The sequence below is a fragment of the Caulobacter ginsengisoli genome, assembly GCF_030814835.1.
Lineage (GTDB): Bacteria > Pseudomonadota > Alphaproteobacteria > Caulobacterales > Caulobacteraceae > Caulobacter > Caulobacter ginsengisoli.
The window spans coordinates 589,798-609,086 of the sequence record NZ_JAUSVS010000001.1; the positions used below are offsets into that span (position 1 = coordinate 589,798).

Below are 19,289 nucleotides of genomic sequence, written 5' to 3' on the forward strand. Positions count from 1 at the left end.
CGGAGGGAGCGTGCGGCTATAAGCCCGCAACCTCGAAAACCCAACCACTTCTCACAAGGCTCCAGTCCCAGCCCATGACCGAACGCACCTTCTCGATCCTGAAACCCGACGCCACCGAGCGCAATCTGACCGGCGCGGTGAATGCCGTCATCGAGGCCGCCGGCCTGCGCATCGTCGGCCAGCGCCGCATCCATATGTCTCAGGCCCAGGCCGAGAAGTTCTATGAAGTTCACAAGGAACGCCCCTTCTTCGGCGAACTGGTCGAGTTCATGACCCGCAGCCCGGTCGTGGTGCAGGTGCTGGAAGGCGACAACGCCGTGGCCCGCTACCGCGAAGTCATGGGCGCCACCAACCCGGCCAACGCCGACGAAGGCACCATCCGCAAGCTGTTCGCCCAGTCGGTCGGCGAGAACACCGTCCACGGCTCGGACAGCGCCGAGAACGCGGCGATCGAGATCGCCCAGTTCTTCACGGACGCCGACATCGTCGGCTGATTGCGACACCGCAGTGTGGAGAAGGCCTGTCCGTCGCGGGGCAGGCCTTTTTCATGCCCGTCTCCCATCCTCCCGATCTCCCTGGCGAAGGCCAGGGTCCAAGCCGAGGGGCTTGAAAGGGCTTGGGCAGAGTGGCCGCCCGCGCATGGATCCTGGCCTTCGCCAGGATTTGCCCGGGGGGTGGGTGGGAATCGCCACCGACGCGATTGATTTACGACTCCTCCCGAAGATGCGCTCCCGAACGGTCGGGAGAAAAGCTATGCGGCTGCGAATGGCCCTGGTAGGCGTGCTGACTTTGATGGGCGCGGCTTGCGGCAAGCTCGGCCCCGCGCCGCCGCCGGTGCTTGTGGAAGCCTCTCAGGTCGAGCCACAGATCTACTGGGCCTCGGACCTCAACGGGCGGCGCGTCTCCATCGACGGCTATATCGGCTTCGACAACGGCCCGGGCGGCCAGGCCATCGCCATCGGCCAGGTGCTGACGACACGACCCAACGGTCAGGGCGATGAGTTGATGCGCTTCGATCTGGAGACCGGAACCGGCCCCAACCAGCTCAACATGGCTGTGCTGAGCCGGGAGCGGTTCGTCCCCAACGCCCCGGAGACCATCACGTTCGACTTGGCCGGCACGACGTTCCAGGACTCGGCCGGCAAGCCCCACCCCCTGCGCGAGAAGGTCCGGGTCACCGGGCGTCTGGTCTATATGGGCGTCGGGGGGGCGGGCCTGATGGCCGACGACGACTCCCGCTCGCCCACCGGCAAGCGCTTCAAGCCGCGGCTGGTCGACCTGGTGCTGGAGACGCCGCCGGCCGGCTAGCTGGCCAGGGCCTGGGGCTGAGCCGGCTCCAGGGCCGCCGCCAGGGCGGTCAGAAGTTCGGCGACCCTGATCGGCTTGGCCACGAAATCGGTCATGCCGGCCGCGCGATAGCTCTCGACCTGATGGGTCATGGCGTTGGCCGTGAGGGCGATGATCGGCACCGGCCGGCGGCCGCTCGCCGCCTCCTTCGCCCGGATGGCCCGGGTCGCGGTCGGACCGTCCATCACCGGCATCTGCACGTCCATCAGGATCGCGTCCCAGTCACCGGCTTCCCAGGCCTCGACGGCGGCCTGGCCGTTGTCGACGATCACCGGCCAGATTCCCAGCTGGGCCAGCAGGGTCTTGAGCACCATCTGGTTGACCGGATTGTCCTCCGCCGCCAGCACCCGGATATCCCGCTCTTCCAGACTGGGCGGGGGCGGGCAGACTTCCAGGCCGGGCGCCGAGGCCGCCTCGGCCACCCGCTCCAGCGGCAGTTCGACGGTGAAGGCGCTGCCCTGGTCCTGAAGGCTTTCGGCCTGGATGGTTCCGCCCATGGCGTGGCAGAGCTCGGCGCAGATCGCCAGTCCCAGGCCTGTGCCGCCGAAACGGCGGGTGGTCGAGGAATCGGCCTGGACGAACTTGTCGAACAGCCGGGCGATCCCGTTCGGATCCAGACCCAGGCCCGTATCGCTCACCACCATCCGCACGCCGCTAGTTGTGCGGTCGATCGCCACCTGGACATGGCCGCTGTCGGTGAACTTCACCGCATTGGAGATCAGGTTGTAGAGCACCTGCCGCACCCGGACCGAATCGCCGCGATAGACGCCGCGCGCCGCCGGCGCGATGACCAGGTTGAACGACAGGCCCTTGGCGTTGGCCATCGCCGTGAAGGCGGCATGGGCGCCATGCGCCACGGCTTCCAGATTGAAATCGGCGACCTCGAGCTCAAGCTTGCCGGCCTCGATCTTGGACAGGTCCAGGATATCGTTGAGGATGGCCAGCAGGGTCTCGCCCGACTGTCCGATCACATCCAGCCGCTGACGCTGGGCTTCGGACAACGGCTCCCGCGCCATGGCCTGGGCCATGCCCAGCACTCCGTTCAGCGGCGTGCGGATCTCGTGGCTCATCGTGGCCAGGAAGCTGCTCTTGGCCTGGTTGGCCGCCTGCGCCGCGTCGCGGGCCTGTTCGATCTCATGCATGGCCGCCTTGCGGTCGGCCAGGGCGCTACGCAGGGCGTCGCTCTCGGCGCTGAGGGTGCGGGTGATCTTGACCAGGACGCCGACATAGAAGGCGCCGCCCACCGCCATGGGGAGCGCGTCGCGCAGTCCGACCGTGTGACCGAACAGAGGGGCCAGGAAAGGCATGCCCAGCAGTAGCAGGGCCGAGGGGCCGGCCAGGATCAGCGAAGCCGTCCTCGCCCCCCGGGCCATCAGGGCGGTGTTGAGGACAATGGCCCCGGTGATCAACAGGGCTTCGGAGACGCCCAAAAGGGTCGGATTGCTCAGGAAGACCAGGGCGACGCTGCTGAACACCACCGAGGTGATGGCAAAGCCCGCATAGACCAGAGGCATGCGGCGCGGGTCTTCCAGATCCGCCAGCGCCCACCGGGAGAGACAGGCGTCCAGGAACATGGTCAGCAGGGTCGCGCCCATCCAGAGGGCCGGCCAGACGGTTCCGGTGGTGATCGTCGCCAGGACATAGATCAGCACCACCTGCAGGACGCGGTTGGTCGCGGTCTGGAACCGCCAGCGCAGCACGCGCTCGATCGACTGCCGGTCTTCGGGCATTACAACTCCCCAAGCCTGGATGCTTAGGCTTGGTCGGTTGCGTTCCGCCTAACGATTAAGGTTGATTTGAGTAAACCGAACCAGCTGCGTTGTTCTGTCACGTGCGTGGCCAGAATACCCGGATCGGGTAGCGTATAAGTTCTTTGCAAATCACCGCGAGGTCAAATCGGTGTTCGCCCGAAATGAGAACAGGTCTAGCCGCGGACCAGGTCGGCCAGGCATTTTGCGAACAGTTTGTGTTCCTCCGCCAACACCCGGGCCGTGAGCGCAGCCTCGTCATCTCCCGGCAGGATCGGCGCCCGGGCCTGGCCCAGGATCGGGCCTTCATCAACGCCGGAGGTCACAAGATGCACCGTGCAGCCGGCCTCCACGTCACCGGCCGCCAGCGCCCGGCCATGGGTGTCCAGCCCTGGATATTTCGGCAGCAGCGAAGGGTGGATGTTGATCATCCGTCCAGCCCAGGCCTCGACCAGCCAGGGGGTCAGGATGCGCATGTAGCCGGCCAGGGCGACGTATTCGCAGCCCGCCGCGCGCAGGGCCGCGTCGATGGCCTTCTCGTGGGCCTCGCGGTCCTTGCCGAACGGCTTGCCGTCGATGGCCAGCGCCGTCACCCCGGCGGCCCGGGCCTTGTCCAGGCCCGCCGCCTCCGGCTTGTTGGAGACCACCAGCGCGATCTCGAACGGGCAGTCGGGAGCCTCGGCGGCCCGGATCAGGGCCTCCATGTTCGAGCCCCGCCCCGAGATCAGGACGCCGACCTTGGCCCTCATGCCGCGGCGAGCTCGCCGCAGACGAAGGCGTCTTCGCCGGCTTCCAGCAGTTCGGCCAGCACCACCGGCGCATGGCGCGGGCCAACGATCAGCATGAAGCCGATGCCGCAGTTGAAGGTGCGGCGCAGTTCGTGGTCGTCCATGCCGCCCGTGCGCTGCAGCCAGTCGAACACCGGGGGCAGGGGCCAGGCGTTCCAGTCGATGTTGGGGACCAGGCCCTCGGCGACCGCGCGGGGCGGGTTCTCGATCAGGCCGCCGCCGGTGATGTGGGCGCCGCCCTTGATGCGGCCGGCCTTGATCTGGGGCAGGACCGACTTGATGTAGAGCCGGGTGGGCGCCATCAGCGCCGCCCCCAGCGTGTCTTCGCCGAACGGAGAGGGGGCGTCCCAGGCCAGGCCCGAGCGCTCGACCACCCGGCGCACCAGGCTATAGCCGTTGGAATGCGGGCCGCTGGAGCCGATGCCGATCAAGACGTCGCCGGCCCGCTGCTCGTCGAGCTTGGGCAGCACGCCGTCGCGGTTGACGGCGCCGACCGCGAAACCGGCCAGATCGTAGTCGTCGCCCTCGTACATGCCCGGCATCTCGGCCGTTTCCCCGCCGACCAGGGCGCAGCCGGAGAGGCGGCAACCCTCGGCGATGCCGGCCACCACGCGGGTGGCGATGGCGACGTCCAGCTTGCCGGTGGCGTAATAGTCGAGGAACAGCAGCGGCTCGGCGCCCTGGGCCAGCAGATCGTTGACGCACATGGCCACCAGGTCGATGCCGACCGTGTCGTGCAGGCCCGTATCGAGGGCGATGCGCAGCTTGGTGCCCACCCCGTCGGTGGTCGAGACCAACAGCGGGTCGTCATAGCCGGCCGCCTTGAGGTCGAAGAGCGCCCCGAAACCGCCGAGGCCCGCCTCCGCGCCGGGCCGGCGGGTGGCTTTAGCGAGCGGCTTGATCGCCTCGACCAGAGCGGCGCCCGCATCGATATCGACGCCGGCCTCGGCATAGGTCAGGCCGTTTTTGCGGTCTTGCATGGGGCTCTCAAGGTGGTTTTTTCGGTCACGGTAGGGCGACAATTGCCGCAGCGGGGCTGTTGGCCCTTGCAGACTCGGCCCCGCGCAAGGCTATAGCTAGCCGATGCAGCCTATTACAACCACCGCCGCGCTGGCGGATTTCTGCAAACAATTGAAGGGCCAGCCCTACGTCGTCGTGGACACCGAGTTCATGCGCGAAACCACGTACTGGCCCAAGCTCTGTTTGATCCAGGTCGCCGCCCCCAATTGCGAGGCGTGCATCGACCCGCTGGCCGAGGGCATCGACCTGACGCCCCTGCTGGACATCCTGCGCGACGAGACCGTGCAGAAGGTGTTCCATGCGGCGCGCCAGGACGTCGAAATCTTCAACAACCTGGGCGCCATGCCCCGGCCGCTGTTCGACACCCAGATCGCCAGCATGGCCGCCGGCTATGGCGAGCAGATCGCCTATGACGCCCTGGTCCGCCAGATGCTGAAGATCGACCTGGACAAGTCGCACCGCTTCACCGACTGGGCCCGCCGGCCGCTGTCGGATGCGCAGCTGACCTACGCCCTGGCCGACGTCACCCACCTCTGCACCCTCTACCCGATGCTGCGCGAGCGGCTGGAGAAGGCCGGGCGCCTGGCCTGGGTCGAGGAGGAGATGGCGGCCCTGACCGACCCGGCCCTCTACGATGTCGATCCGGAGAACGCCTGGAAGCGGCTCAAGCCCCGCAAGCACGCGGCCAAATACCTGGCGGTGTTCAAGGCCGTCGCCGCCTGGCGCGAGCGCACCGCCCAGCTGCGCGACCAGCCCAGAGGCCGCATCCTCAAGGATGACGCCATGGACGAGCTGGCCAGCCAGGCGCCGACCGACGCGGCCGCCCTGGATCGCCTGCGCGGGGTGCCCAAGGGCTTCTCGGGGTCCAAGTTCGGCCCCGACCTGCTGGCCGCCATCCGCGAGGCGCTGAAGAACCCCGAGGCCTACGCCCCGGTCGTCGAACGCGAACGCCCGGCCCACAATCCGGCCGCCGGCGCGGTAGTCGAGCTCTTGAAGGTGCTGCTCAAGGCCCGCTCGGAAGACGCCGGCGTCGCCTCCAAGCTGATCGCCACCGTCTCGGACCTGGAAAAGATCGCCAACGACGACAACGCCGACGTCGGCGCCCTGACCGGCTGGCGCAAGGACGCCTTCGGGGCCGATGCGCTGAAGCTCAAGCGCGGCGAGCTGGCCCTGGTGCTGGACGGGACGCGGGTGCGGGTGGTCGAGGTGCGGCGGGCGCCCAAGGCCGGCTAGCCCCGTGGGTTGATTCCCCACGCCCATGGTCTAAGCCGTGGGCATGGAAAATCCTCGCACCACCGCCCTGATCTACGACTTCGACGGCACCCTGGCCCGCGGCAACATGCAGGAGACCAGCTTCATCCCGGCCCTGGGGATGACGCCCAAAGAGTTCTGGAACGACACGGTGCGGCCCCGGACCATCGAGTCCGACGGCGACGACATCCTGATGTACATGCAGCTGATGCTGCGCACGGCCAAGCAGGCCGGGCTGACCGTCACCCGCGAGATGCTGCGCGAACACGGCCGGGACGTGCCGCTGTTCGAGGGCCTGCGGGACATGAGCTGGTTCGAGCGGATCAACGCCTTTGGGGCCAATTATGGCCTGACCATCAAGCACTACATCCTGTCGAGCGGCCTGCAGGAGATGGTCGAGGGCTGCCCGATCTACCCGGCCTTCGAGCACGTCTTCGCCTCGCACTATGTCTACAACGCCAAGGGCGAGGCCGAATGGCCGGCGGTGGGCATCAACTACACCACCAAGACCCAGTACCTCTTCCGCATCAACAAGGGGGTCTACAACAATTGGGAGCACGAGAAGATCAATCGCTACATACCCGACGAGGAGCGGCCGGTGCCGTTCGAGCGGATGATCTTCGTCGGCGACGGCGACACCGATGTGCCGACCATGAAGATGATGCACACCAAGGGCGGCCACTCGATCGCCGTCTACGACCCCAACAACGAGCCCAGTCACCAGACCAAGATCCACCGGCTGATCGCCGACGACCGGGTCAACTTCATCGCCGCCGCCGACTACCGCGAGGGCGCGCCGCTGGACCTGATCGTCAAGGGCATCCTGGGCCGCATCGCCATCGCCGAACGGACCATGCCCCGGGATTGAACAGGGCGGCTAAAGTTCCCGGATGACCTGGGGCGCGTCGGGCAGCAGCGCCAGATCGCATTCCAGCTCGATCCCCTGCGATGGGAGCCAGGCGCCAACCGTGAAACCGCCCAGCGCCCGGACGGTCACCGCCGCCTCGTGGCCGCGGAAGGCCACCTTGATCCGACTGGGGCTGAAGGTCGGGTGCAGGAAGAACTCCACGGCGTCCGAAAAGCTTGGCGGAAGCGTGCGGTCGGCGCGGACGGCCAGTTGGATATCCACCCAGCCTTCCGGTGAGGTTTCGGTGAAGGCGGCCGTCAGCCTGTAGCCGCCGACCTCGGCGAGGCCGCCGAAGCGGTTTTTGTTAGGGTCGTCAACGACGGTGACGGGGCGCTCGAGCGCGGGGGCTTCCAGCGACCTGGCGGCGCCGGCGGAGGCCAGGGCGATGCCCGAGCCATCGATCCGATCGGCTGCCACCGTCCCCGAGGCCATCTCCTGCGGCATGGTCGCCTTGGGGGGCTCGGTCTGGGCGGCGGCGTTGCTGACGCTGATGCCGGCGGCGTCCACACGGCCTTGGAACAGCAGGCGGGCATAGCGCTCATTCATGCTGCCTGTGCTGCGATATGGCGCGATCTGGCCCTGCGCCCGCAGCTTGTTGTCGGCCGCCAGCCAGGAGAAGATCGCCCCGGCGGCGCGTTGCAGGGGCACGTCGCTGCGCCACTTGTCGAGTTGGGTTTGGGCCAGCTCGGTGAGCGTCGCATCAAAGCCCTTAAGCCCCGCCAGCCCGCCCAGCATCTCGCCCATCAGCTGGTTGGTCGCGGCGAAGTAGGGGGCGCCCAGCCGCTGCGCAATGCCCAGGGCCGTCAGCGCGCCACGGGCCGCCTCTTCGCGATCGGAACCCCTGCCGGCCTGATTGAGATGGTGGCGGGCGAGGATGACATGGGTGTCGGAGGCCCATGGATAGCGCTCGGCGAGCAGTGGGCCCCATTCCGGCGGCTTGGGACCGAAGACCTCCGGGAAGCGGATGGTCAGCAGGGTGGCCACCATGGCCGCCCAGGCGTCTTCTTCCAGTCCATCGATGAACCGGGCGATCGAGCCGCCGCGCAGGACGTCGGCATAGACCGCGGAGGCTTCCTCCGCGACTCCCGCCTGCAGCGCCCGCATCAGGGCCCGGCGTTCCGGATCCAGCGGCGTCACCTGGACGGCGATGTCGGCGCTGATCAGCGGCGAAGCCTGGAAGGATACTCGTGTTCCGCCCAGGAAGGCCGGGACCATCATCCGCTCGGTCCGCACGCCCTCCAGCGCCATGGAAAGCCGTAGCCGGGGATGGCGCTTCAACGCATCGGGGGACGAGGCGATCAGCACGTTCAGCACGCCGGCTTCGAGTTCGACGGTGGGGGCGCCGTCGGCGTAGGGCGTCCAGCCGCCCAGGTCGGCCATGTCCTCGTCCTGCGACAGTCCAACGGAAAGCATGCGGGATGAGGCCGATTCCGGGCTGCGCGCCGGCGCCGACCAGACCTCCGACCGCGTAACGGGGGGGGGCGGCGGCGCTTCGGTGGACGCGGGGCGGCCACGCTGCAGGCTCTCGACGGCAGCCTGCAGATTCCCGCTCTCGATCCCGGAGAAGGCGGCTACGTCACCGCCTGCCGCCAGGACCGCATAGAGCGGCATGGTCACGGTGTTGGCGACCTCGGGCTTCACCTCGAAGACGTAGGAACGGGCGCGCAGGCCGACCGGGGCCACCTCGGCGGAATAGAAGCCCGGCTGGATGTCGTCGGTCTCGAAGATCCTGTGGTTGGGGGTCGCCACCCATTCGGTCAGCACGCCATCGGCGCTCGCGACCGTCACCCGCCCGACTGAGAGGTCTCCTGGAGCTTCGAATGTCAGACGCGTGCTCATGGGATCAGGATCCGCTGGTCGAAAATGGGCATGTCCGGGCTGAACTTGGCCTCGTACGAGATCCCGTTGTCCGCCGCGACCGCCACATGCATGTCCCGGCTGGCCGGCACCCAGGCCAGCCATTCCGTCTGCGCCCGCAAGGGTCGCTGATCGACGACAGGCGGCGCGCGGTCGGGGCTGGCGAAGATGCTCAGGTCATAGTTCGAGATGGCCGGGGCCGGGTTGGTGAAAACCACAATCGGCACGATGGGCCGGGCCGGGGCGACGATGGGGAAGGGTCCGGTAGGGAAGGCCGACTGCGTGGGCTCGAAGGGCAGTTCGTCCTCGCGCCAGTCGGTCCGCAATCCGTGCAGGTAGATGATGTCCTCAATAATGGAGGCCGGTTGAACAACCCATCGCCCGAGACGGGAGCGAACCGCGGCCCCGTCCAGAGCCAGGCACAGGGTCTGCGTAAACCGACCAAGCCGGAGGTTGGGGTTATCGGCGCAGGGCCCGTCATAGGCCTTCAGCCCCGCCGAGGTGGCGCTGAGCATGAAGACCTTTTCCCGGGTCAATTGGGGCTGGAACGGGTCGAGGGGCGCGATGAACTGGGCGACCCATTTGGCTTTCGACAGTTCCAGTTTCGGAGAGAACTCCTGGCAGGCGTCGAGAAAGAAGAAGCCGGCGCTGATTTCGGTCACCTGCTTGAAGGCGTTGGCGGTCTCGCCGACGTTCAGGAACCCGCCCCAGGGATGCATCTTGCGGGTGTTGATATCCTGCAGGAACAGCAGCGGATCGGTGCCGAGCCGGGCGCCGTGGCCGCAGGCGTAGAAAAACGCCACATCGCCCGGCCGCTTTTGGAGCTGTCCCAGCCAATCCGCGCCAGCGGCCTCGACATTGGCCACGGTCGGCGGATCGGGCGGCGCGGCGGGCTCGTTGGCCCAGGCATAAGGCGTCGCGCCGGCGGCGTGCTGCGCCGGCCCGATGAGGACCTCCAATGTCGCCAGCGGAGCGTCGAGGTTGTCTTTGTTCTCCAGCAGCCAGTCGCACATCCGCTTGGCGCTGTCCGCCGCGCTGGCCAGGTCGGGCACGGCGCGAAGGTCCTTGTTGAAGCCCTTGCCGGGCTTGGCGTCGGGATAGGTCCCGACTCCGATAACGAAGGCGTGGGTCGCCGGCTTTCCGGGCTGAACAGGACGCTCGAAGATCAGGGTCATCGATCAGATCACGTGAAGGTCTTGCAGGCGCTTGCGGGCGCGGGCGTAGAACTGCGGGCGCTTGAAGTAGGTGGTGTGGGCTGAGATCAGGCCGGTGACCGAGTCGAACTGGAAGTCCTGAGCGTTGGCGAACATCGGCGTGGCGCGGAAGCCGAACAGATCGATGGGATCGAAGATGTTGTGCCAGGCTTTCACATTGGCCGGGCCCGGGGTCGAGGTCGCGCCGGCCGATCGCTTGAAGTCGAACAGGCCCAGTTCCTCGAAGAAGCCAGGCTGCGACCCGACAGTCATCAGCAGGTCCACCGACAGATCGGCCGGCAACCCGGCCTGGGCGGGCGAGGACAGCATGTCGTAGAGGATGACCCCGCCCAGGCTGTGACCCAGCAGGACCAGCTTTTCGCCAGACGCCTTGGCGGCGGTGTGGGCGGCGACGATCTCCTTTCCCACCCGCGCGCGGATGGCGGTTCGGACGCCGTCCTGGGGCGGGCCCTTCAGATAGACGAAGATGTCGCCCAGGAACCGCCCGACCAGAGGGTTCAGATCGTCGCGGAAGGCGTTGGAAATGCTGGTGGAAACGCTGTTGCGAGCCCGGTCGGCCAGAGCGCTTACCGCGCCTTTGATCTTGTCCCCGATCGCGCCATAGCCGGCGTTGTCGCCGAACTGGCCAATGTTGAAGATCAGCTCTTCGTCGGTGGCGGAGGCGGCGACCTGGGGCTGGCCACCGGCGGCGATGGCCTTGGTCACGGCCCTGAACGCCCTGATATCGTCAGCCGTCAGGTCCTCGTTCGAAAGGTCGGCGCGGTCGACCAGGGTGGCGTAGACCGCGTCCAGGGCCGTGGCTGGGTCAGCGGTGGCCAACTCCGCGATGGCGCCGCCCTCGGGATCGCTGACAGTGAGCGCGCCCAGCGCGCTGTAGGCCGAAACGCCGGCCGCGCCGGCGAACGAGCCGCCGCCGTTCGACATGGCCGGGACCAGATCGCCCCACCGCGGTGAGCGGATGTTGAGAGGGGCGCCCTGGAACAAGACCTGCTTGAACAGGGCGTCGCGGTTGCGTTCTTCCTGATCGTAGGCGGGGCCACTCCGCGTCGCCACACCATGAACGAAGACCATCTGGACCATTGGAACGTCCCCTGAAGTGCTGAAAAACTCTGATACCTTCCACCCTGATGCGCAACTGTTGGCTGTGACCGCGGTCACGTTCGCGAGCGAGAGCGGGCGTCGCTCGATGCGCGGATGATGGCCGAGGCTAGTAGATCGGCGGCACGGCGACGGTCAGCTCGCCCAGCAGCGCTTGCCGACGATCCGCTGGGCGGCGAGCCCGACCTGGTCGAGGTGTCGGTACTGCGCCGCAGAACCGCCCGGGGCCTGGGCGTCAAATGGTTCCTGGAGCAGATACGCCGGGCGGCCGAAATCTGAGGTCAGGCGCCGTCGCCGCCCACCCGCAGCTTCACATTCAGGAGGCTGGCCAGCGTCCCGGCCCGCCGCGAGGTCTGGTCGCCGAGCAGCAGGTCGCTGCGCTGCGGGTCGGTGGTCAGCAGCAGGCGGTCGCCTTCCAGCCTCAGGCGGGTGTTGACCAGCAGGGCCGGGGTGCGGGCCGTCAGGTCGCAGCCCAGGCGGATGGCGGCGCCTAGGGCCCGGGCCCGGCGGCGGGCGTCGTCGGGGAGCAGGCGGGCGATGGTGGCGGCCTCGGGGATGGTCGAGGCGCTGGTGTGGCGGGCGAAGGCGGCGACCGACAGGAAGGCCCGCTCGGCGTGGTTCTGGCCGGCGACCGGGGCGCGCAGAACCTGCTCGAAGACCAGGTCGGCGCGATGGTCGGGGTGAAGCCGGGCACCCAGGTCCGCCAGGCGGCAGGCGGCGGCGCGCAGCACGCCGTCACGGCCGTCCATCACCGGGGCGAGGGCGTTGAACACCGGGGCCAGCCAGGCCTCCAGCATGGGCCCGAGCGCCGCGTCGGCGCCGGTGCGGGCGCTGAGCGCCGCGCAGCCTTCGACCAGCGGGTCCAGAGGGGCGGTAGAGGCGTCCAGGGCCTCGAACAGCAGGCCTTCGCGCACGCCATAGGCCGACAGTTCGACCTTCTGGATGTCCAGGGCCTGGATCAGCCGCTCCAGCACCACGGCGGCGTGGGGCAGGGTCTCGGCCCGCTTCTTGGAGACGCCCTCGACGGTTTCCAGGCTGCGGCGCGACTGGCCGGCGACGAAGCGGCAGGCTTCCAGCGCCTCGGTCCGGCGGATTTCATACTGATGCACGACCCGCAGCGGATAGCCGGCCATGTGCATGTGGATGAGAGCCAGGTTGCGCCAGGCGCCGCCGACCGCGTGGAAGGTGTCGGTGCGCAGGTTGCCAAACCCGGCCAGTCGCTCGTCCACGGCTTTGCGCAGGATGTCGGGGTTGTGCTCGGGGAAGGGCCCGAAGGCGAAGGGGCCCAGCGGCAGGGTTACCCCCGGTCCGGCGCCGTCCGGTCCGATGGGGGTCAATTCCAGGCTGGCGCCGCCCAGATCGCCGACCAGGCCGCGCGAGTCCGGCGCCCCGGCCAGCACGCCCAGGGCCGCATAGCGCGCCTCTTCCGCGCCGCTGAGGATGCGCAAGGAGAGGCCCGTCTCGGCCTGCACCCGCTCGACGAAGTCCTGGCCGTCGGCGGCGTCGCGGACGGCGGCGGTGGCGGCGGTGAAGATCTCTTCCGGATTGGCCGCCTCGATGACCGCCCGGAAGCGCTTGAGGGCCGCCATGGCCTGGGCGACGCCGTCGGGGGCGAGGCGGCCGGTCTGGCCGATATCGCGGCCCAGGCCCGCCAGCACCTTCTCGTTATAGACCGTCCAGATCGAGCGGCCCTCGATGCGATAGAGCACCAGGCGCACCGAGTTGGAGCCCACATCGATGACGGCCGCGTCCAGCGGGACTGGGTTCATCGGGGGGCTAACGGCGTGGGCCGACATGGTCGAAGGCTCTGGGCAGATCGAGCACCTTATGCCCCCGGCCCGACAGGCTGGGATTGGTCATGAAATAGTCGTGGGCCGAGAAGGCGCCGCGGCGGTCCCAGTTGGGATCGCGCCGATAGACGCCCTCGGAATCGAGGTTCCAGCTCTGGGCCTCGTCGTTGAGGTTGGCCACCATGATCTGGTCCAGCACCTGCTGGTGCACGGTCGGGTTCTCGATGGGCGTCAGGGCCTCGACGCGGCGGTCCAGGTTGCGGGGCATCCAGTCGGCCGAGGAGATGAATACCTTGGCGGCGGTGCTGGGCATCGGCTGGCCGTTGGCGAAGGCGCAGATGCGGGTGTGCTCCAGGAAGCGGCCGACGATGCTCTTGACCGCGATGTTCTGGGACAGGCCCGGGATGCCCGGGCGCAGGCAGCAGATGCCGCGGATGACCAGGTCGATGCGCACCCCGGCCTGGCTGGCCCGGTAGAGGGCGTCGATGATCTCGGGATCGACCAGGGCGTTGAGCTTGGCCCAGATCCCAGACGGCTTGCCGGCCCGGGCGTTGTCGGCCTCGGCGGCGATCATGGCCAGCAGGTCGTGCTTCATGGCCACCGGCGAGAAGCTGAGCTTCTCCAGGTGCTCGGGCTGGGCGTAGCCGGTGATGAAGTTGAACAGGCGCGCGGAGTCGCGGCCCAGCGTCGGGTCGGTCGTGAACAGCGACAGGTCGGTGTAGATCTTGGCGGTGACCGGATGATAGTTGCCGGTTCCGAAGTGACAGTAGGTGCGCAGGGTCTCGCCCTCGCGGCGGACCACCAGGCTCAGCTTGGCGTGGGTCTTGTACTCGATGAAGCCGAAGACCACATGGACGCCGGCCCGCTCCAGGTCGCGGGCCCATTTCAGGTTGGCCTCTTCGTCGAAGCGCGCCTTGATCTCGACCAGGGCGGTGACGTTCTTGCCGTTCTCGGCCGCCTCGATCAGGGCGGCGACGATGGGGCTGTCCTTGCTGGTCCGGTAGAGGGTCTGCTTGATGGCCAGCACGTTGGGGTCGTGGGCCGCCTGGCGCAGGAACTGGACCACCACGTCGAAGCTCTCGAACGGGTGGTGGACCAGGATGTCCTTCTCGCGGATGGCGGCGAAACAGTCGCCGTTGTGGTCGCGGATGCGCTCGGGAAAGCGCGGCAGGAACAGCGGGAACTTCAGGTCGGCGCGGTCGGCGGGGATCAGCTGGTCCATCTGGGCCAGGCCCAGCTTGCCGTCGATCAGGGTGACGTCCTGCGGCTCGGCATGCAGGTTCTCGATGATGAAGTCGCGCAGGTCGGCCGGCATGGTGGTCTGGATCTTGACCCGCACCACCGAACCCAGCCGGCGCAGCTTCAGCCGGGCCTCGAACTCGCGGACCAGATCCTCGGCCTCTTCCTCGATTTCTACGTCGCTGTCGCGGATCAGCCGGAACAGGCCCCGGCCCAGGATCTCGCAGTTGGGGAAGATGTGGGGCAGGAAGAGGATGATCAGGCTTTCCAGCGCCACGATCCGCCGCTCGCCCTTGCGCCGGCCGGTCGCGGGCAGTTCCCAGAACCGCCGCACCTGCTGGGGCACCGGGGCCAGGGCGTAAAGCTCGCGGTTGTCGTCGCGGCGCTTCAGCTTCAGGGCCAGCGAAAAGCCCAGGTTCGGAATGAAGGGGAAGGGATGGGCCGGATCGATGGCCAGGGGGGTCAGCACCGGGAAGACGTGGTTGAGGAAGATGTCCTCGGCCGCCTTGAGGTCGGCTTCGCTGGTGATGTCCTTGGAATCCAGCAGCTTGATGCCTTCGCCAGCCAGCTCCTGGCGAAGGGTGGCCCAGATCCGCTGCTGGTCCAGCATCAGTTCACCGGCCGCCTCGTTGATCTTTACCAGCTGTTCGGCGGGGGTCAGGCCGTCCTGGCTGACCACGCGCACGCCCTCGCGGACCTGGCCCTTCAGGCCCGCGACCCGCACCGAATAGAACTCATCCAGGTTGCTGGCCGAGATCGATACGAACCGCAGCCGCTCCAGCAGCGGGTGGCGGGGGTTCTCGGCCTCCTCGATGACCCGGCGGTTGAAGCTCAGCCAGGAGATCTCGCGGTTGAAGAAACGCTCGGGCGATCCGAGCCTGGCCTCGTCCAGGGTCAGGTCGGTCGCCGCGGGCGGGGGCTTGGACGCCACGGGTGGGACGGGGGCGGTCGCGGCGTCGGTCATCAAGGGCCTTTTGCGCGGCATGGGGGACTTGTGCCCCGGCTGGCGCCGTTCGGGCAAGCCCGGCATGCCCCAAGACTGTGACGATTGCGCTAAACCGCCGGCCTTTCAGGCTCACGCGTCGTCGAACATGTCGGTGTTGGCCGGCTCGAACAGCTCGCGGGCCAGGGCGCGGTTGACATCGCGCCGCTCCGCCGCCGAGGCCTCGTCCAGGGCATGGACGACCGCGCGGGCGGCGGCGGCCGAGCGTTCCATGCGGCGCAGCAGATAGGGATAGACGTCGGCTGCCGGGCGGATGCCGCTGGCCTCGAAGAGGTTCTCCAGCATGGCGGCCAGCACCGCGTCGTCAGGTTCGGCCAGTTCCGCGACCGTCAGGGCGTTGAGCCGCGAGCGCAGGTCGGGCAGGGCGGCGGGCCAGCTGACGGGGCGCTCGCGGGCGGTGAGCAGCAGGCCGCCCAGGTTCGGGGCCATGTTTATCAGATGGAACAGGGTCTCGCCGTCCAGCCGGTCGGCGTCCTCGATCAGCAGCGGGCCCGTCAGCGTGTCGAGCGGCTGGCCGTCCCAGGTCTGGGCGCCGGCGCGGGCCTGCCAGAGGCTGGCCAGATGGCTTTTGCCCGAGCCTTCCGGCCCAACCAGGGCCAGGAGGGCGCCGGGCCAGGCCGGCCAGGCCTCGACGGCGGCCAGGGCCACCCGGTTGACCGGCGAGGCGGCGAACGGCGCGCGAGCCGGGCCGGCGGTCGCGGGGAGGGGCAGACGTAGCTGGCGGAGGGCGCTCACGGCCGGATGGTTAGCAAAGCCCTGGCGTCGGGTCGATGTGACGGGAGCGCCCGGCCGGGGATAGGCGCAGGTCGCCTGTGGACGATTGTCGTTCAGAGGGCCACGGCGGCGCGCAGACGGGCGGCCAGATCGGCCTCTCGCGCCTCCAGCTCGCCCGTGCGGCCCGCCAGGCCGATCGCCAGCCGCCGGCCATTGGGCGTGGCCGGCATCAGGGCCCCGATCAGGCCGAAACCCGGGCTCACCCCGTCGCGGGAAAAGGCATAGCCCCGCACCCGCACCTCGTGCAGCCGGGCCAGCAGGGCCGCCATGTCGACCCGCGCCTCCAGCCCGGCATATCTTATCCGGCGAACAAGCCGGCGCACCTCGCGGTCGGGCTGGGCGGCCAGCAGCAGCCAGCCCATCCCCGAACTGGCCAGCGGCCGCAGCTGGCCGGGCGTGACGGCGGTCCGCAGCGGCTCGCCGGAATGGACCAGATGCAGATACTGGGCGTGCAGGTCGGACTGCACCGCCAGCACCACCGTCAGCCCGGTTTCGGCATGCAGACGCTGGGCGGCCCCCAGCACCGCGCCGTTGCCGAACAGCTGGTCGCGCACCCACTGGCCCAGCGCCACGATCCGCATGGTCGGCCCGTAGGTCCGGCTGGAGCGGTCGTATTCGAGATAGCCCATGACGATCAGGCTCTTGAGCAGCGCCGCGGCGCTGGAGGTCGGATAGCCCAGCAGGCCCACGACCTGGGTCAGACTCAGGGGCCGCCGCTCGCGCTCGAACAGTTCGAGCACGGCGAAGGCGCGCTGGGCGGATTTGACGACGGCGGTCATACGCAATTCCACATATATGGAAATGACGCTCAGATCATGCGCCGCCGGGATGTCCGTGACACCTTTGCCGCATGACACAGACCAAGACCCTCGCGACCAAGCCGACCGGCCCGCTGGCCGGGATCCGCATCCTGGACCTGACCAGCGTGGTGTTCGGCGCCTACGCCACCCAGCAGCTGGGCGACCTGGGCGCTGACGTGATCAAGGTGGAGTTTCCAGGCGGCCGGCGCGGCGGGGGCGGGGACATCATGCGCTGGGCCGGAATGACGCCGGAAGGCGCGCCGCCGGACCTCGGGCCCATCTTCATGACCATCAACCGCAACAAGCGCTCGGTCCTGCTCGACCTGCGCGTCCCTGAGGACGCCGCGGCGCTGCGGGCCCTGATCCCGACCTGCGACGTCTTCGTGGCCTCGGTCCGCTACGAGGGGCTGGAGCGGCTGGGCCTGGGCTACGAGGCGGTGCGGGCCCTGAAGGACGACATCATCTACGTCCATGGCGCCGGCTACGGTTCCGACGGCCCCTATGCCGGAGAGCCCGCCTATGACGACCTGATCCAGGCCGCCTCGGGGATGGCCGATCTGCTGAACCGCACCGACGGCCGGCCCGAGCCCCGCTACCTGCCCAGCCTGGTCGCCGACAAGGTCTCGGGCCTGTTCATGGGCCAGGCCATCCTGGCGGCCCTGTTCCACCGACAGAAGACCGGCGAGGGCCAGTTCGTCGAGGTGCCGATGTACGAGTGCGTGACCAGCTTCAACCTGGCTGAGCACTTCTTCGGCCATGTCTACGACCCGCCGACCGGCCAGTGGAGCTATGTCCGGGTCACCAATCCCGAGCGCAAGCCCTTCACCACCCTCGATGGCCATATCGGGCTGCTGCCCTATACCGGCGGCCAATGGCAGGCCTTCTTCGAGGCGGCGGGCATGGGCGAGCTTCTGACCAGCGATCCGCGCTTCGCCGACGATCGCTCGCGCGGGCGCCATGCGCGCGAACTCTACGCCCTGGTCGAGACCGTCACCCGCACCAAGACCACCGCCGAATGGCTGGCCGTCCTCAAACCGCTGCAGATACCGGTCATTCCGCTCAACCGCCTGGATGATCTGCCCGCCGACCCGCACCTCACCGCCGTCGGCATGTTCGAGCACTACGAGCACCCCGACGCCGGGCCCTACTGGGGTCTGCGACCGCCCGTCCACTATTCGGTCACCCCGGCCAATGTCCGCCGTCACGCCCCGCGCATGGGCGAGCACACCGCCGAGGTGCTGGCCGAGGTCGGCCACGCTTCCAGAACCGCGCCGGAGTAGCCGTGATGGATTTCGACCTTTCCGAAGAACACCGGATGATCCGCGACCTGGCCGAGCGCTTCGTGGCCGACCAGCTGATCCCGCTGGAGCCGCTGATCCTGGAACGCGAGGCGGCCGGCAAGCCGCCGGGCCTGTCGGCGGCGGAGAAGGCGAAGATCGACAAGGTTTCCCATGAGCTCGGCCTCTGGGGCCTGGACGCGCCGGAAGACATCGGCGGCGCCGACCTGCCGGCGGTGGCGCTGGTGGGGGTCAACGAGGCGATGGGGCGGACCATCACCCCCTACACCCTGCCGCCGGACAGCCCCAACCTGCGCATGCTGATGGCGACCTGCACGCCCCGCCAGCGCGAGGCCTATCTGGAGCCCTATGTTCGCGGCGAGACCATCTCGGCCATGGGCATCTCCGAGCCGGGCGCCGGGGCCGACCCGTCCGGCATGACCACGAAAGCCGAGCGGGACGGCGACGACTGGGTGCTGAACGGCCGCAAGATCTGGATCAGCCGCGCCGCCGAGGCCGACTTCACCATCGTCATGGCGGTGACCCGCCGCGAGGAGGGCAAGCGGGCGGGGGTCTCGGCCTTCCTGGTCGACAAGGGAACGCCCGGTTTCAACGTCCTGCGCCGCATTCCGATGATCGGCGGAGCGGCGACCTACGAGATCGCCCTGGAGGATTGCCGGGTCGAGGGCTGGAAGCTGCTGGGCGAGGAGGGGGCCGGGTTCGCCCCCATGCAGCTTCGCCTGGGCACGCGGCGGGTCGAGATGGCCGCCTGGTCGGTCGGCATGGCCAGCCGGGCCCTGGACATGATCTGCGACTACGCCCCGCAGCGCTCGACCTTCGGCGCGCGCCTGTCCGAGCGCCAGGCCATCCAGTGGTGGGTCGCCGACGCCGCCACCCGCATCCATGCCGCCCGGCTGATGACCTATGACTGCGCCTGGAAGCTGGACCAGGGCCGTGACGTCCGCACCGAGACCTCGATGATCAAGGCCTACGCCGTCGAGATGGCCTGGGAGGTGGTCGACCACGCCATGCAGGTGTTCGGGGCCATGGGCATGACCCGCGAGCTGCCGCTGCACCTGATGGCCTCGCGCCTCAGAACCATGCGCATCTATGAAGGGCCCACCGAAGTGCATAAGTGGGTCGTGGCAAGAAACCGCCTGGGCGGACGGCGCTAGG

General features: G+C 68.6%; 16 protein-coding genes. 6 read left to right on the top strand and 10 right to left on the bottom strand.

Translation table 11 applies throughout. From position 1 onward, the window contains the following. Positions 1 to 74: 74 nt before the first annotated feature. Together ndk and QO010_RS02960 are read left to right on the top strand one after the other, a co-directional pair. Positions 75 to 494: a nucleoside-diphosphate kinase gene (gene ndk, locus QO010_RS02955; RefSeq protein ID WP_307345723.1), complete on the top strand. Its 420-nt coding sequence runs from the start codon at positions 75 to 77 to the stop codon at positions 492 to 494. Positions 495 to 753: 259 nt separating this feature from the next. Then, positions 754 to 1,308, top strand: coding sequence for a hypothetical protein (locus tag QO010_RS02960; protein WP_307345726.1), 555 nt, complete (start codon positions 754 to 756; stop codon positions 1,306 to 1,308). On the opposite strand, the gene QO010_RS02965 is transcribed toward QO010_RS02960, so the two are convergent. The 3 genes from QO010_RS02965 to purM form a co-directional block, all read right to left on the bottom strand. Next, positions 1,305 to 3,077 carry an ATP-binding protein gene (locus tag QO010_RS02965; protein ID WP_307345729.1) on the bottom strand — a complete coding sequence of 591 codons (1,773 nt, stop codon included), beginning with the start codon at positions 3,075 to 3,077 and terminating at the stop codon, positions 1,305 to 1,307. The genes QO010_RS02960 and QO010_RS02965 overlap by 4 nt on opposite strands. Positions 3,078 to 3,271: 194 nt before the next feature. Next, entirely contained in the window at positions 3,272 to 3,844 is a 573-nt protein-coding gene (purN, locus tag QO010_RS02970) for a phosphoribosylglycinamide formyltransferase (RefSeq protein ID WP_307345732.1), read from the bottom strand. Beyond that, complete coding sequence (gene purM / locus QO010_RS02975; protein ID WP_307345735.1) at positions 3,841 to 4,863, bottom strand: phosphoribosylformylglycinamidine cyclo-ligase; 1,023 nt, start codon at positions 4,861 to 4,863, stop codon at positions 3,841 to 3,843. The genes purN and purM overlap by 4 nt, the downstream gene beginning before the upstream one ends. Positions 4,864 to 4,966: 103 nt before the next feature. On the opposite strand from purM, the gene rnd reads away from it, so the two are divergent. Further along, positions 4,967 to 6,136, top strand: a complete 1,170-nt coding sequence (gene rnd, locus QO010_RS02980; protein WP_307345738.1) for a ribonuclease D — start codon at positions 4,967 to 4,969, stop codon at positions 6,134 to 6,136. Between the two features lie 43 nt (positions 6,137 to 6,179). Continuing rightward, on the top strand, positions 6,180 to 7,022 hold the full coding sequence (locus tag QO010_RS02985) for an HAD family hydrolase (RefSeq protein ID WP_307345741.1): 843 nt from the start codon (positions 6,180 to 6,182) through the stop codon (positions 7,020 to 7,022). A gap of 9 nt (positions 7,023 to 7,031) precedes the next feature. On the opposite strand, the gene QO010_RS02990 is transcribed toward QO010_RS02985, so the two are convergent. From QO010_RS02990 to QO010_RS03020, 7 genes are all read right to left on the bottom strand, one after another. After that, the gene (locus tag QO010_RS02990) at positions 7,032 to 8,900 is read right to left on the bottom strand and encodes a pYEATS domain-containing protein (RefSeq protein ID WP_307345745.1); all 1,869 of its coding nucleotides are present in this window, start codon (positions 8,898 to 8,900) and stop codon (positions 7,032 to 7,034) included. Further along, the gene (locus QO010_RS02995) at positions 8,897 to 10,093 is read right to left on the bottom strand and encodes a caspase family protein (protein ID WP_307345749.1); all 1,197 of its coding nucleotides are present in this window, start codon (positions 10,091 to 10,093) and stop codon (positions 8,897 to 8,899) included. The genes QO010_RS02990 and QO010_RS02995 overlap by 4 nt, the downstream gene beginning before the upstream one ends. Before the next feature lie 3 nt (positions 10,094 to 10,096). Then, positions 10,097 to 11,212, bottom strand: coding sequence for a hypothetical protein (locus QO010_RS03000; protein ID WP_307345752.1), 1,116 nt, complete (start codon positions 11,210 to 11,212; stop codon positions 10,097 to 10,099). Between the two features lie 299 nt (positions 11,213 to 11,511). Next, entirely contained in the window at positions 11,512 to 12,999 is a 1,488-nt protein-coding gene (locus QO010_RS03005; RefSeq protein WP_307345754.1) for a Ppx/GppA phosphatase family protein, read from the bottom strand. Between the two features lie 7 nt (positions 13,000 to 13,006). Continuing rightward, positions 13,007 to 15,223: an RNA degradosome polyphosphate kinase gene (locus QO010_RS03010; RefSeq protein ID WP_307345757.1), complete on the bottom strand. Its 2,217-nt coding sequence runs from the start codon at positions 15,221 to 15,223 to the stop codon at positions 13,007 to 13,009. A gap of 111 nt (positions 15,224 to 15,334) precedes the next feature. Beyond that, positions 15,335 to 15,997 (bottom strand): P-loop NTPase family protein, encoded by a 663-nt coding sequence (locus QO010_RS03015; RefSeq protein ID WP_307345760.1) that lies wholly within the window; start codon positions 15,995 to 15,997, stop codon positions 15,335 to 15,337. Positions 15,998 to 16,089: 92 nt separating this feature from the next. Then, positions 16,090 to 16,815, bottom strand: a complete 726-nt coding sequence (locus tag QO010_RS03020) for an IclR family transcriptional regulator (RefSeq protein WP_307345761.1) — start codon at positions 16,813 to 16,815, stop codon at positions 16,090 to 16,092. A gap of 71 nt (positions 16,816 to 16,886) precedes the next feature. Between QO010_RS03020 and QO010_RS03025 the strand changes: the two genes are divergently transcribed. Then, positions 16,887 to 18,116 (top strand): CaiB/BaiF CoA transferase family protein, encoded by a 1,230-nt coding sequence (locus QO010_RS03025; RefSeq protein ID WP_307345764.1) that lies wholly within the window; start codon positions 16,887 to 16,889, stop codon positions 18,114 to 18,116. 5 nt (positions 18,117 to 18,121) lie between these two features. After that, positions 18,122 to 19,288 (top strand): acyl-CoA dehydrogenase family protein, encoded by a 1,167-nt coding sequence (locus QO010_RS03030; protein ID WP_307345767.1) that lies wholly within the window; start codon positions 18,122 to 18,124, stop codon positions 19,286 to 19,288. Position 19,289 lies beyond the last annotated feature (1 nt).

Coding starts and splice junctions, on each gene's coding strand:
- ndk (WP_307345723.1), top strand. CDS start 75: ATGACCGAACGCACCTTCTCGATCCTGAAACCCGACGCCACCGAGCGC.
- QO010_RS02960 (WP_307345726.1), top strand. CDS start 754: ATGCGGCTGCGAATGGCCCTGGTAGGCGTGCTGACTTTGATGGGCGCG.
- QO010_RS02965 (WP_307345729.1), bottom strand. CDS start 3,077: ATGCCCGAAGACCGGCAGTCGATCGAGCGCGTGCTGCGCTGGCGGTTC.
- purN (WP_307345732.1), bottom strand. CDS start 3,844: ATGAGGGCCAAGGTCGGCGTCCTGATCTCGGGGCGGGGCTCGAACATG.
- purM (WP_307345735.1), bottom strand. CDS start 4,863: ATGCAAGACCGCAAAAACGGCCTGACCTATGCCGAGGCCGGCGTCGAT.
- rnd (WP_307345738.1), top strand. CDS start 4,967: ATGCAGCCTATTACAACCACCGCCGCGCTGGCGGATTTCTGCAAACAA.
- QO010_RS02985 (WP_307345741.1), top strand. CDS start 6,180: ATGGAAAATCCTCGCACCACCGCCCTGATCTACGACTTCGACGGCACC.
- QO010_RS02990 (WP_307345745.1), bottom strand. CDS start 8,900: ATGAGCACGCGTCTGACATTCGAAGCTCCAGGAGACCTCTCAGTCGGG.
- QO010_RS02995 (WP_307345749.1), bottom strand. CDS start 10,093: ATGACCCTGATCTTCGAGCGTCCTGTTCAGCCCGGAAAGCCGGCGACC.
- QO010_RS03000 (WP_307345752.1), bottom strand. CDS start 11,212: ATGGTCCAGATGGTCTTCGTTCATGGTGTGGCGACGCGGAGTGGCCCC.
- QO010_RS03005 (WP_307345754.1), bottom strand. CDS start 12,999: ATGAACCCAGTCCCGCTGGACGCGGCCGTCATCGATGTGGGCTCCAAC.
- QO010_RS03010 (WP_307345757.1), bottom strand. CDS start 15,223: ATGACCGACGCCGCGACCGCCCCCGTCCCACCCGTGGCGTCCAAGCCC.
- QO010_RS03020 (WP_307345761.1), bottom strand. CDS start 16,815: ATGACCGCCGTCGTCAAATCCGCCCAGCGCGCCTTCGCCGTGCTCGAA.
- QO010_RS03025 (WP_307345764.1), top strand. CDS start 16,887: ATGACACAGACCAAGACCCTCGCGACCAAGCCGACCGGCCCGCTGGCC.
- QO010_RS03030 (WP_307345767.1), top strand. CDS start 18,122: ATGGATTTCGACCTTTCCGAAGAACACCGGATGATCCGCGACCTGGCC.